The organism is Propionicimonas paludicola, assembly GCF_002563675.1.
Taxonomy (GTDB): Bacteria; Actinomycetota; Actinomycetes; order Propionibacteriales; family Propionibacteriaceae; genus Propionicimonas; species Propionicimonas paludicola.
Genome location: NZ_PDJC01000001.1, coordinates 767,419 through 780,616, shown reverse-complemented (window position 1 = coordinate 780,616; position 13,198 = coordinate 767,419). Strand labels below are relative to the sequence as shown.

Below are 13,198 nucleotides of genomic sequence, written 5' to 3'. Positions count from 1 at the left end.
CGCAGCATCCGAGAAGTCTGCATCGCCCCGGCCGGGAACGGCCGGGGCGATGCGTTTCTCCCCTGGCATGGCAGTGCGCAGCTCCCCCAAGCAACACGAAAAGAGCCCGTCCGGCAACGTCGGACGGGCCCTCTCGGCTCAGGTCAGAAGCCCAGGGCCAACCGGTAGTAGGCGTTGTTCCAGCGCAGCTCCTTGAGGAACTGACCGGTCTGGGTGCCAGCCCCGATCAGTGTCAGCTCGGTGCTCAGCATCTCGGCCAGGTCGGTCAGGTGCTCGGCCGTGATGGCCGTGGACAGCACCGTGTGGTGCGGGCCGCCGGCGGCCAGCCAGCATTCCGTCGAGGTGCTGAAGTCGGGCTTGGCCTTCCACACGGCGCGGCCGACCGGCAGCTTCGGCATCTCGGCGAGCGGATGGACCACCGTGATCTCGTTGGCGACCAGCCGGAACCGATCCCCCAGATCGCACATGCCCAGGACGACACCCTCACCAGGAGCCGCATCGAAGACCATCCGGACCGGGTCCTCACGTCCGCCGATCCCCAGCGGGTGGATCTCGATCCGCGGCTTGCCCTCGGCGATCAGCGGCGACACCTCGAGCATGTGGGCGCCGAGGCTGAGCTCCTGGCCGGGGGTCAGGTTGTAGGTGTAGTCCTCCATGAACGAGGTCCCGCCGGGCAACCCGGCGGCCATGGTCATCAGCGTCCTGCCCAGCACGGCGGTCTTCCAGTCACCCTCGCCGGCGAAGCCGATCCCCTCGCCCATCAGCCGCTGGACGCCCAGGCCGGGCAGCTGGCGCAGCGCACCGAGATCCTCGAAGTTGCTGGTGAAGGCGCCGTAGCCACCCTCGACCACGAAGCGGCGCAGGGCGAGCTCGATCTTGGCGCCATAGCGCAGCGAGTCGTGACGATCGCCACCGGGCAGCAGCTCGGGGACGACGTCGTACAGATCGGCGTACTCGGCGATCAGCGGATCGACCTCGGCCTCGGTGATGGTGTCGACGACCGCGGCCAGGTCATTGACCCCGTAGGTGTTCACCGACACTCCGAAGCGACGCTCGGCCTCGACCTTGTCGCCCTCGGTGACCGCCACGTTGCGCATGTTGTCGCCGAAGCGGACGACCTTGAGCGCGGCCAGATCGGCCTTGGCCAGCGCGGCACGCGACCAGACGCCGATCCGGGACACCACCGTGGGATCCGAGACATGGCCGGCAACGGTCTTGCGCGGCACCCCGAGCCGGGTAGCGATGAACGCGAACTCCCGGTCACCGTGCGCGGCCTGGTTGAGGTTCATGAAGTCCATGTCGATGCTGGCCCAGGGCAGCTCGACGTTGGCCTGAGTGTGCAGATGCAGGAACGGCTTGCGCAGCGCGTCCATGCCGCCGATCCACATCTTCGCCGGGGAGAAGGTGTGCATCCAGGCGATCACGCCGACACAGTCGTCATCGGAGTTCGCGTCCAACATCACCCGCCGAATCGCGGTCGCGTCGGTGAGCACCGGCTTGGCGACGACCTCGACCGGGATCTCGGGCGAGGCTGCCAGCACGTTGGAGATTTGCGCGGACTGATCGCGAACCTGAAGCAGGACGTCATCGCCGTACAGGCCCTGGCTTCCGGTCAGGAACCAGATCTGCTTACTCATTTGGAACTCCCTTGTCCATAGACATTCTGATAGCGGTCGAACAGCCGGTCGATGTCGGAGGGCGCAATGGGCACCGGCTGGCCCAGTTGCCGAGAAAGGTGGACGGTTCGGGCGACGTCCTCGACCATGACCGCAGCCTTGACCGCGTCCCGGGCATCGCTGCCGATGGTGAAGGGGCCGTGGTTGGCCATCAGGACCGCCCGGGAGCGGCTGTTGGTCAACGTCTCGACGATCCCGCGACCGATCGAGTCATCCCCGATCAGGGCGAACGGACCGATCGGGATGTCGCCGCCGAACTCGTCGGCGATCATGGTCAGCACGCACGGGATCGGCTCCCGGCGAGCGGCCCAGGCCGTGGCGTAGTCGGAGTGGGTGTGGACGACACCGCCCACGTGCGGCATGTGCTTGTAGACGTAGGCGTGGGCCGCAGTGTCCGAGGACGGGCTGCGGGTGCCCTCGACCAGGTTCCCATCGAGGTCGCAGACCACCATCGAATCCGCGGTCAGCTCGTCGTAGGAGACGCCGGACGGCTTGATCACCAAGAGGTCGGCGCCGGCAACCCGGGCCGAGACATTTCCGGCGGTCCAGACGACCAGGTTGTTGCGAGGCAACTCCGCATGCAGCGCGGCCACCTCGGCCTTGAGCGCCTCCACCTGACTACGCAGTTCAGCGGGAACGCCGGTCATCGAGCAACCCCCTGCCCAGCTGTAACCGATCGGCTGATCACGGTGGTTCGCGGCAGGGTTTTCACTGCTCTCCGACTCCCTTCACGACAGGTGGCGCCATCGCACACCAGCATGATGTTAACGTTATCACCGAGCCCTGTCACCTAGCGTCCACCGGTAACCGAATGCACCCGCAGTGCGGCTCAGACCAGGTCGCTGACCACGGTTTCGGGCCAGTGCCGGGTGTCGTCCAGATGCTGCAGCGAGCGCAGTCCCCGGTCCAGATGCCAGGACATGAACGCCGCCACCAGCCCGCTGCCCAGCCGGCGGGTGCGGGTGCTCAGCTCGCGGGTTGCCACCCAATCGCCACTGAGTGCGGCCACCAGATAGGCCAACACCGCCGGCTCCGGACGGGCGCAACCCGGCGGGCGACAGTTCACACAGACCACCCCGCCCAACTGCGGAGAGAACCCGCTGTGCGGGCCGGCCTCGCCGCAGCGCGCGCAGTCGACCAGGCTCGGGGCGTAGCCGGCCAAGGCCGCTGCCCGCAGCAAGTAGGAGTCCATGATCACCTCAGGGGGACGCGGCCCGTCCGAGGTGCCGGCAGTCAGTGCCTGCAGCGCACCGACCAGCAGCCGGAACTGCCGGACGGTGGGCTGGCCCTCCTCCACAACCAGCCGGTCGGCGGTCTCGATCATCACCTGGCCGACCGTGTAGCTGTGATAGTCCTCCCCCAGCGGTGCGGCGTAGGCGTGCAGGGTGACCGCCTGGGTGATCACGTCGAGGGTGCGTCCGGTGGCGAACTGAAGGTCCACGTGGCTGAACGGTTCCAGCCGTCCGCCGAACTTGGAGGAGGTGCGCCGGACCCCGCGCGCGACCGCCCGCACCTTGCCGTGCTCTTTGGAGAGCAGCGTGATGATCCGGTCGGCCTCGCCCAGTTTGTGGGTCCGCAGGACGACCGCCTCATCCCGGTAGGTCGGCACCCGACCATTGTCACTCAGCGGCGCCACGCATCCGGCCAGGCAGCACCGCGATCAGGCGTGTTACCGCTAGCAGCAACACTGGCTTCCCTGCCATGATTGGCGGGTGGCTCGGCGTAGGACGCGGGCCGGCGAATGGAGGATCAAAGATGATCGACGCAACGGCTGCCTCAGCCATCGCCAGCGGGAACACCGCTTTGGGCATCGAGTTCGGTTCGACAAGGATCAAAGCAGTCCTGGTCGGCCCGGACAATCAGCCGCTGGCAGTGGGGGCCCATGACTGGGAGAACCAGTTCGTCGATCGGATCTGGACCTACTCCACCGAGGCCATCTGGGCTGGCCTGGCCGACTGCTTCGCGAGCCTGGCCGCCGACGTCTCGCAGCGCCACGGCGTCGAGCTGACCACCATCGGCAGCATCGGCATTTCCGCCATGATGCACGGCTACCTGCCCTTTGACGCCGACGGCAACCTGCTGGTTCCGTTCCGCACCTGGCGCAACACGATCACCGAGGCGGCCAGCGCCGAGTTGACCGCGCTGTTCGGCTACAACATCCCGCAGCGCTGGAGCATCGCCCACCTCTACCAGGCCATCCTCAACGGCGAGGCGCACGTCGGGAAGGTCGCCCACTTCACCACGCTGGCCGGCTACGTCCACACCGCACTGACCGGCGAGCGAGTGCTGGGGGTCGGCGACGCGTCCGGCATGCTGCCGATCGACATCACCACCGGCGGCTTCGACACCGAGATGATCGCCAAGTTCGACGCGCTGGTCGCGGGCCGGGTCGACTGGAGCCTGGCCGACTTGCTGCCGGACGTGCTTCCGGCCGGTGCGGTCGCCGGACGCCTCACTGAGGCCGGCGCCCGCCTGCTCGACCCGTCCGGGAAGCTGCAGCCCGGAGCGGTGGCCGCACCGCCCGAGGGCGACGCCGGCACCGGCATGGTGGCCACCAACTCGGTGGCCAAGCGCACCGGCAATGTCAGCGCCGGAACGTCCATCTTCGCCATGGTGGTGCTGGAGAGCCAGCTGCGCGAGCAGCACTCCGAGCTCGACCTGGTCACCACCCCGGCCGGTGACCTGGTAGCCATGGTGCACTGCAACAACGGGGCCAGCGAGCTCAACTCCTGGGTCGGCCTGTTCGCCGAGTTCGCCAAGGCACTGGGCTCCTCGGCCGATAGCGGGCAGATCTTCGAGACCCTGTTCCGCGCCGCCCTCTCCGGCGACGCCGACGGCGGCGGACTGCTGGCCTACAACTACCTCTCCGGCGAGCACATCACCGGCTTCGCCGAGGGACGTCCGCTGTTCACCCGCACCCCGGACAGCAGGTTCACCCTAGCCAACTTCATGCGCACCCAGCTGTTCGCCGCGCTCGGCAGCCTGAGCATCGGCATGGAGGTGCTCCGCGGCGAGGGCGTCGAGATCGACACCATGTTCGCCCACGGCGGCCTGTTCAAGACCAAGGGAGTCGGCCAGCAGATCTTGGCGGCAGCCCTGAACACCTCGGTGTCGGTCGGCGAGATCGCCGGCGAGGGCGGCGCCTGGGGCATCGCGGTCCTGGCCGCGTACACCCGCGATAACGACGGCACCATCAGCCTGGACGACTACCTCAGCGGACGGGTCTTCGCCGATGCGCCGCTGGAGACCGTCCAGCCCGATCCGGCCGATGTGGACGGCTTCGCGGCCTTCCGGAGCCGCTTCGTGGCTGGGCTGCCGATCGAGGCCGCCGCGGTGGCGCACAGCTAGTCGGCGCACTTCCTCCCCTAAGCGAGCGCCCCGCACTACGCTTGCGCAATGAGGACCATCGCGACACTGAAGGTTGCCCCACTCTGCCTGGGTGGCAACGTCTTCGGCTGGACCGCTGACCGGGATTCCGCCGAGCGGATCCTGGACGCTTTCGTGGACGGAGGCGGCAACTTCGTCGACACGGCGGACGTGTACTCGGCCTGGGTTCCCGGCCACACCGGGGGAGAGTCCGAGCGGGTCATCGGCGGCTGGTTGCAGCGACGCGGCAGCGCCAAGCGTCCGGTGATCGCGACCAAGGTCGCCAAGCACCCGATTCACCGTGGACTGCGCCCGGCGAACCTGAAGATCTGCCTGGACGGGTCGCGACGGCGCCTGGGTCTGGACACCATCGACCTCTACTACGCCCACGAGGACGACCTGCACGTCCCGGTTGCCGAATGGGTGGGCGCCTTCGACCAGATGATTCGCGACGGCGCCATCCGCCACTACGGGCTGTCCAACTTCAGCACCGAGCGGATCAGTGAAGTGCTCACCGTTGCCGAGACCGAAGGCCTGGCCGCACCGGTCGCGCTGCAGCCGGAGTACAACCTGGTGCATCGCGCCGAGGTCGAGTCCTCCGGTATGGCGGAGCTGGCCACCGATCGGCACCTGGCCGTCGTCCCCTACTTCAGCCTGGCTGCGGGCTTCCTCACCGGCAAGTACAACCGCGACGAGCCGCCGCGCGGTCCGCGAGCGGCCCGGGTCAAGCACTACGCCTCTGAGGCCGGCTTCGCCGTGGTGGACGTCCTCAATGAGCTCGGCGAGGAACTCGGCGTCGAGCCGGCCACGGTGGCCCTGGCCTGGCTGCGTCAGCAGCCGTCCGTGATCGCCCCGATCGCCAGCGCCAGTTCCGTGGAACAGGTGGCTCCGCTTCTGGCCGCCATCGAACTCAAGCTGAGCCGAGCCCAGGTGAACCGACTCACCAAGGTGTCGGCCGCGTTCGCCTGAGACGGCCGAGCGGCCCGCCGACCAAAGTCGACGAGCCGCTCAGTGGTTGTCGAGTGGACTCAGCTGGCCAGCGAGCCTTCGATCTCAGTGGCGCCACCGGCGTGGGCCACGCTGATCTTGCGCGGCTTGGCCTCCTCGGCCACCGGGATCCGCAGGCTGAGCACGCCGTCGGCGTACTGGGCCTCGATCTTGTCCAGCGCCACCCCGTAGCCAAGGGTCAGCTGGCGGGCGAAGGTACCGGCCGGACGCTCCCGGACCAGCCACTTCTGCGAGTCGGTGGTCTCGACCTTGCGCTCGGCGCGCACGGTCAGGGTGCGGTCGTCGACGTCCACGTCGATCGAGGCGGGGTCGACACCGGGCAGATCGATCCGGGTGACGAAGACGTCACCGTCGCGATACAGATCCATCGGCATTGCGGCACTCGTGGGCGTCCGAGCGGCGTCCGCGAACCAGCGCTCCATCTCCCGGAAGGGGTCGTATGCACGAGCCATTGTGGTACTCCTGTCGTCTAGCGGTTAGCACTCACACCAACTGAGTGCTAACGCCAGTGTGCACCCGGTTTCCGCCGGAATCAAGGAGTTGAGCCCCCAGGACTCAACTCTGTTCGCGGATGGAGAACACGCCTGTGCGCCGCCGCTCTGGCTAGGCTGGCGCCGTGCCAAAACAGGTCGTGCCACCATTCCCGCATCCCAGTGGAGCTCGCCCGCCGGCGATCGATGCGAAGTTCGTCCCGGCTCACGTCGCCATCGTGATGGACGGCAACGGCCGCTGGGCCAAGCAGCGGGGACTCCCCCGCACAGCCGGCCACGCCAAGGGCGAGGAGTCACTGATGGACGTCCTGGCCGGCGCCATCGAGATCGGCGTGAAGCACGTCTCGGCCTACGCCTTCTCCACCGAGAACTGGCGCCGCTCCCCCGACGAGGTGCGCTGGCTGATGCAGTTCAACCGCGAGGTGATCCATCGCCGCCGCGACGAGCTGGACGCCATGGGGGTGAAGATCATCTGGTCCGGACGCAACCCGCGGATGTGGCGCACCGTGGCCAAGGAGCTGGTCGACGCCGAACGGCAGAGCGCCGACAACACGGTGCTGACCTTGCAGTTCTGCATGAACTACGGCGGACGAGCCGAGCTGGTCGACGCCGCCAAGCGGATCGCTCAGGCCGCCAAAGAGGGCCGACTGAACCCCGACAAGCTGACCGAGGAGAAGCTGCGGCACTTCCTCTACGCTCCGCAGATCCCCGACGTCGACTTGTTCATCCGATCGTCCGGAGAGCAGCGGACGTCCAACTTCATGCTCTGGCAGGCCGCCTACGCCGAACTGGTGTTCCTGGATCGGCTGTGGCCGGACTTCGATCGCCGCGACCTGTGGCGGGCCATCGAGCAGTATGCGCAGCGCGACCGCCGCTACGGCGGTGCGCTGCCCAACCAGACGAGCTGAGCGCCGCGCCCGGCCGGTCCGGGTGGGCGCGGCCGGCGACTAGTCGGAGCCGGAGTCCAGGCCGGAACGCAGCTGGGCGGCCTCGATGTCCTCTTCGGTGGACTCACCGGAGGTGATCCCCTTGGCCTGGCCGGGCTCGAGCACCCCGACCAGGGAGGCCACCTCGCCACCGACCAGACCGAGCTGGGCGTACTGCTCCAGCCGGGTCCGGGAGTCGGCGATATCCAGGTTGCGCATGGTGAGCTGACCGATCCGGTCCACCGGCCCGAAGGCCGCGTCCCCGACCCGCTCCATGGACAGCCGCTCCGGGTGGTAGGACAGCGCCGGGCCCTCGGTGTCGAGGATCGTCCAGTCGTCACCACGGCGCAGCCGCAGAGTCACCGAGCCGGTGATGGCAGAGGCCACCCAGCGCTGCAGCGACTCGCGCACCATCAGCGCCTGCGGGTCCAACCAGCGGCCCTCGTACATCAGCCGACCGAGCTTGCGACCCTCGACCTGGTAGTTGGTGAAGGTGTCCTCGTTGTGGATGGCGGTGACCAGGCGCTCGTAGCAGATGTGCAGCAGCGCCATCCCCGGAGCCTCGTAGATGCCACGGGACTTGGCCTCGATGATCCGGTTCTCGATCTGGTCACTCATCCCCAGACCGTGCCGTCCGCCGATGGCGTTGGCCTCCAGCACCAGCTCGACGGCCGAGGCGAAGCCCTGGCCGTTGATGGCGACCGGACGGCCCTGCTCGAAGGTGACCGTGACGTCCTCGACGCCGATCTCGACTGCCGGGTCCCAGAACCGGACGCCCATGATCGGCTCGACGATCTCGATGCCGACGTTCAGGTTCTCCAGCTCCTTGGCCTCATGGGTGGCGCCCCAGATGTTGGCGTCGGTGGAGTAGGCCTTCTCCTTGGAATCGCGGTAGGGCAGGTTGCGCTCGGCCAGCCACTGGCTCATCTCGGCGCGGCCGCCCAGCTCACGGACGAAGTCGGCGTCCAGCCAGGGCTTGTAGATCCTCAGCTGCGGGTTGGCCATCAGGCCGTAGCGGTAGAACCGCTCGATGTCATTGCCCTTGTAGGTGGAGCCATCGCCCCAGATCCAGACGTCGTCCTCGCGCATGGCGCGGACCAGCATGGTGCCGGTGACGGCGCGTCCGATCGGGGTGGTGTTGAAGTAGGTCTTGCCGCCGGTGCGAATGTGGAACGCACCGCAGGCCAGGGCAACCAGGCCCTCCTCGACCATGGCCGACTTGCAGTCGACCATCCGGGAGATCTCGGCACCGTAAGCACCGGCCCGGCCGGGGACCGAGTCGATGTCGGGCTCGTCGTACTGGCCCAGGTCGGCGGTGTAGGTGCACGGGATCGCACCGCGCTCGCGCATCCAGGCGACCGCCACAGAGGTGTCCAGGCCGCCGGAGAAGGCTAGACCGACACGTTCGCCAATCGGGAGTTCGGTGAGGACTTTGGGCATGGGTCGAATCCTATCGGCCGGAGCGGTCTGGGCCGTGCGGCGTCCGAGGTGTCCCGGACGCCGCACGGAGGCTGGTCAGCAGGAGTGACTAGACGCCGGCGGTGGCCAGTTCGCCGTCACGGTCGCGGATGTCCCGGTTGATGGCCGAGACCACGGCCGCCAGTGAGGCGGTGACGATGGACGCGTTGAGGCCCACTCCCCACAGCACCCGAGCGTTGTCGCCTTCGCCGACTTCGGTCTCCACGTAGGCCGCAGCCATGGCGTCGCCGCCGGCGGACAGGGCGTGCTCGGTGTAGTCCAGCACTCGCACGTGGTAGCCGAGCAGGCTCAGCGCGTCCACGAAGGCCGACACCGGGCCATTGCCCTCACCGGAGATCTCCCTGGTCTCGCCACGATCAACCACGGTCGCGGTGATCGCATAGCCATTGCCATTGGCCACCGACTTCACCGTGACCAGGTTCAGCGGATCGGCCAAGGTCAGGTACTCATCGGAGAAGATCTCCCACAGCTGCTGCGGAGAGACCTCGCCACCTTCGGAGTCGGTGTGGCTCTGGACCACCCGGGAGAACTCCATCTGCAGCCGACGCGGCAGATCCAGCTTGTGCTCGGACTTCATCAGGTAGGCCATGCCGCCCTTGCCGGACTGGCTGTTGACCCGGATCACGGCCTCGTAGTTGCGGCCGACATCGTGCGGATCGATCGGGAGGTACGGCGCCTCCCAGGGAATCTCGTGCAGAGACTTCCCCTGGGAGGCCGCCGTCTTCTCCAGCACCTCCAGCCCCTTCTTGATGGCGTCCTGGTGGGAGCCCGAGAAGGCGGTAAAGACCAGGTCCCCTGCGTATGGGTGGCGCGGGTGGACCGGCAGGTTGGTGCAGTACTCCACCGTCCGACGGATCTCGTCGATGTCGGAGAAGTCGATTTGGGGGTCGATGCCCTGAGTGAACAGGTTCAGGCCCAAGGTGATCAGGTCTACGTTTCCGGTGCGCTCACCGTGACCGAACAGGCAGCCCTCGACGCGATCGGCGCCGGCCATCAGAGCCAGCTCGGTGGCCGCCACCGCGGTGCCGCGGTCATTGTGCGGATGCAGCGAGATGGCCACGAACTCACGGTTGTTGATGTGCCGGCCGAAGTACTCGATCTGGTCGGCGTAGGTGTTCGGGGTGGACATCTCCACGGTGGCCGGCAGGTTCAGGATGATCTCCCGACCGACGCCGGGCTGCCAGACGTCGATCACCGCATTGCAGACCTCGATGGCGAAGTCGGTCGGGGTCTGGGTGAAGATCTCCGGGCTGTACTGGTAGCCGAACTCCACGTCGGAGAGGTACTTGTCGGCGTACCTCATCACCAGCTCGGTGCCCCGGGTGGCCAGCTCGATGCATTCGGCCTCGGTGACCTTGAAAACCACCCGACGGAACAGTTCTGCCGTTGCGTTGTACAGGTGGATGTTCGCCCGCTTGGCCCCGATCAGGGACTGCGCGGTGCGATCGATCAGGTCCTCACGGGCTTGGGTGAGGACGCTGATCTGGACGTCATCGGGAATGGCATCGGACTCGATCAGGCTGCGGACGAAGTCGAAGTCGGTCTTGGACGCCGACGGAAAACCGACCTCGATCTCCTTGTAGCCCATCCGGACCAGCATGTCGAACATCTTGCGCTTGCGGGACGGGGTCATCGGGTCGATCAGCGCCTGGTTGCCGTCGCGCAGATCGGTGGACAGCCAGCGCGGCGCCTGAGTGATCTTCTTGGTCGGCCAGGTGCGGTCGGGGACGTCCACCGGCTCGAACGCGTGGTAGCGCTGATACGGCATCGGGGACGGGCTTTGCACCAGCGGAGACTGCGGGCGCGTGGAGAAAGAGAAGATGTTGGTGGTCATGGGATCCTCGCTGTGCGGGCTGAGTGCCAGGCGCGTGACGAACTCCGCAGCGAGGAGGCCTGATCGGATTCTCTAGGCCTCGCTGCGGCGAACAAGCAGGAGTCGCACCCACAACATGGAAGTCATGCTGTCACACGTCTCGGCCCTTGGTAAAGATCGAGCGCATTTTGGACACCTAGAAGCCCAGCCGATCCAGGAACTTCGGCGAGCGCTGCCAGTCCTTGAGGACCTTCACGTGAAGATCCAGGTGCACCGGCATTCCGACCAGCTCGGCGATCTGAGTGCGGGCGGCAGTGCCGACCGCCTTCAGCCGCTCGCCGCGGTGGCCGATGATGATTCCCTTCTGGGAATCCCGCTCCACCACCATCGAGGCGAAGATGTCCAACAGCGGACGATCGGCCGGACGGCCCTCTCGCTGACCCATCTCGTCGATCATCACGGCCACCGAGTGCGGCAGCTCGTCGCGGACCCCCTCCAGGACGGCCTCGCGGATCAGCTCGGCGATCCGAGTCTCGGTGGGCTCGTCGGTCACAGTGTCGTCGGGGTAGTAGCGCGGGCCCTCGGGGAGCAGCTTGACCAGTTCATCGGCCACGTCGTCCACCTGATCGCCGGTCAGCGCCGACACCGGAATGATGCTCGCCCAGCGGATGCCGAGCTCCTCCTCCAGCGAGGCGATCTTGACCAGGTGCTCAGCCAGCCGGGCCTTGCTGACCAGGTCGGACTTGGTGGCCAGGGCCACCAGGGTCGGCACCTTGTCCAGCTTGGCGATCTCGGAGACCAGGAAGGTGTCGCCGGGGCCGATCCGCTGGCTGGCCGGCAGGCAGACTCCGATCACGTCGACCTCCGACCAGGTCTGATAGACCAAGTCGTTGAGTCGCTCACCGAGCAGGGTGCGCGGACGGTGCAGGCCGGGGGTGTCGACCAGGATCAGCTGGGAGTCCTCGGTGTTGCGGATGCCGCGGACCACATGACGCGTGGTCTGCGGCTTGGCCGATGCGATCGCGATCTTGCTGCCGACCAGGGCATTGGTCAGCGTCGACTTGCCCGCGTTGGGGCGTCCGACGAAACAGGCGAAGCCGGATTTCATGTGTTCCTCCTGGCCGACTCGGTGGCCAGCTTGGCAGCGGCCTCCGCGGCCGGATCATCATCAGCGGCCAGGGCGGCCAACACGGTCTGGATCGAGTGGCGGCGTCCACTGCCCCGCTCGGCGGTCAGTTCGATGCCCTCCCAGCGGACCACAGAGCCCGGGATCGGCACCTTGTTCAGCTCCTTGGCCATCAGTCCGAGCACCGTGTCCACATCATCGTCGTCGACGTCGAGCCCAAACAGCTCCCCCAGGTCCTCGATGCCCAGCCGAGCCGACACTCGGAACCGGCCGTCGCCCAGCTCGGCGACCGGAGCCAGCTCCTGGTCGTACTCGTCGACGATCTCGCCGACGATCTCCTCCAGGACGTCCTCGATGGTGGCCAGCCCGGCCGTGCCACCGAACTCGTCCACCACGATCACCACGTGGCTGCGAGTCAGCTGCATCTCGCGGAGCAACTCGTCGACCGGCTTGGAGTCCGGGCAGAAGGTCGGCGGACGCATCAGCGCGTCCACGGCTTCGGAGGTCTGCGCCTGCGGGTTGTCGTACATCCGCCGGATCATGTCCTTGAGGTAGAGGATGCCGACCACATCGTCCACGTCCTCGCCGACCACCGGGATCCGGCTGAAGCCGGACCGCAGCGCCAGCGAAACGCCTTGTCGAAGCGTCTTGGTGCGCTCGATGTAGACCATCTCGGTGCGCGGCACCATGACTTCTTTGACGATCGTGTCGCCCAACTCGAAGACCGAGTGGATCATCTTGCGCTCGTCGGCCTCGATCAGTTCGCGGGCCTCGGCGATGTCGACCAGTTCGCGCAGCTCGGCTTCGGAGGTGAACGGGCCCTCAGCGAAGCCCTTGCCCGGAGTGAGCGCATTGCCGATCAGGATCATCAGCTGGGAGACCGGGCCGAGCACCACCGACAAGACGCTGAGCGGACCGGCCGCAGCCAGCGCGATCGCGTCGGCGTGCTGCCGACCCAGGGTGCGCGGGGCGACTCCGAGGATGATGAAGGAGACCAGCACCATGGTCAGCACCGGATAGGTGAGCTGCTCCCAGAGCTGACCGAAGTGCATGAAGAAGATCCAGCCGACACACACCGTGGCGATCACTTCGAACACGATCCGCAGGAACAGCGAGCTGTTCAGCGCCGGCGCCGGATCCTGGGCGATCAACAGCAGCCGCCGACCACCGGGGCGTCCCTCGTCGATCAGGCTCTCGGCCCGCGCCCGGGAGACCCCGGCCAGGGCGGTTTCGGCTGCGGTCAGCAGCGCGGCCAGCAACACACTGAGAGCGGCTACCGCCGCGAGGATCCAGTCATTCTGGGTCAAAAGGTG

The 13,198-nt window shown here is 67.2% G+C and carries 11 protein-coding genes; 3 read left to right on the top strand and 8 right to left on the bottom strand.

Annotated features, from left to right (window positions below; all coding sequences use genetic code 11):
* Window positions 1-143: 143 nt before the first annotated feature.
* The 3 genes from araA to recO all read right to left on the bottom strand — a co-directional run bounded on the left by araA (window position 144) and on the right by recO (window position 3,285).
* Window positions 144-1,637: an L-arabinose isomerase gene (gene araA / locus ATK74_RS03460; RefSeq protein WP_098459734.1), complete on the bottom strand. Its 1,494-nt coding sequence runs from the start codon at window positions 1,635-1,637 to the stop codon at window positions 144-146.
* Entirely contained in the window at window positions 1,634-2,323 is a 690-nt protein-coding gene (locus tag ATK74_RS03455) for an L-ribulose-5-phosphate 4-epimerase (RefSeq protein ID WP_098459733.1), read from the bottom strand. Before ATK74_RS03455 ends, araA begins: the two co-directional genes overlap by 4 nt.
* A 182-nt stretch (window positions 2,324-2,505) precedes the next feature.
* Window positions 2,506-3,285, bottom strand: coding sequence for a DNA repair protein RecO (gene recO / locus ATK74_RS03450; protein ID WP_098459732.1), 780 nt, complete (start codon window positions 3,283-3,285; stop codon window positions 2,506-2,508).
* A 146-nt stretch (window positions 3,286-3,431) separates the two neighbouring features.
* Between recO and ATK74_RS03445 the strand changes: the two genes are divergently transcribed.
* Entirely contained in the window at window positions 3,432-5,024 is a 1,593-nt protein-coding gene (locus tag ATK74_RS03445) for a xylulokinase (protein ID WP_098459731.1), read from the top strand.
* A gap of 48 nt (window positions 5,025-5,072) precedes the next feature.
* Complete coding sequence (locus ATK74_RS03440) at window positions 5,073-6,011, top strand: aldo/keto reductase (RefSeq protein ID WP_098459730.1); 939 nt, start codon at window positions 5,073-5,075, stop codon at window positions 6,009-6,011.
* 59 nt (window positions 6,012-6,070) lie between these two features.
* On the opposite strand, the gene ATK74_RS03435 is transcribed toward ATK74_RS03440, so the two are convergent.
* Complete coding sequence (locus ATK74_RS03435) at window positions 6,071-6,502, bottom strand: Hsp20/alpha crystallin family protein (protein WP_098459729.1); 432 nt, start codon at window positions 6,500-6,502, stop codon at window positions 6,071-6,073.
* A 164-nt stretch (window positions 6,503-6,666) separates the two neighbouring features.
* Here ATK74_RS03435 and ATK74_RS03430 point away from each other — a divergent pair, with 164 nt between their 5' ends.
* A complete protein-coding gene (locus tag ATK74_RS03430; protein ID WP_098459728.1) occupies window positions 6,667-7,449 on the top strand; it encodes an isoprenyl transferase in 783 nt (260 codons plus the stop codon).
* A 39-nt stretch (window positions 7,450-7,488) separates the two neighbouring features.
* Here the strand turns inward: ATK74_RS03430 and argG are convergent, their stop codons facing one another.
* The 4 genes from argG to ATK74_RS03410 all read right to left on the bottom strand — a co-directional run bounded on the left by argG (window position 7,489) and on the right by ATK74_RS03410 (window position 13,192).
* The gene (gene argG, locus ATK74_RS03425) at window positions 7,489-8,907 is read right to left on the bottom strand and encodes an argininosuccinate synthase (RefSeq protein WP_098459727.1); all 1,419 of its coding nucleotides are present in this window, start codon (window positions 8,905-8,907) and stop codon (window positions 7,489-7,491) included.
* Between the two features lie 88 nt (window positions 8,908-8,995).
* The gene (leuA, locus tag ATK74_RS03420; protein ID WP_098459726.1) at window positions 8,996-10,780 is read right to left on the bottom strand and encodes a 2-isopropylmalate synthase; all 1,785 of its coding nucleotides are present in this window, start codon (window positions 10,778-10,780) and stop codon (window positions 8,996-8,998) included.
* Between the two features lie 175 nt (window positions 10,781-10,955).
* Entirely contained in the window at window positions 10,956-11,867 is a 912-nt protein-coding gene (era, locus tag ATK74_RS03415) for a GTPase Era (RefSeq protein ID WP_098459725.1), read from the bottom strand.
* Window positions 11,864-13,192: a hemolysin family protein gene (locus ATK74_RS03410; RefSeq protein WP_098461944.1), complete on the bottom strand. Its 1,329-nt coding sequence runs from the start codon at window positions 13,190-13,192 to the stop codon at window positions 11,864-11,866. Before ATK74_RS03410 ends, era begins: the two co-directional genes overlap by 4 nt.
* Between the last annotated feature and the right edge of the window lie 6 nt (window positions 13,193-13,198).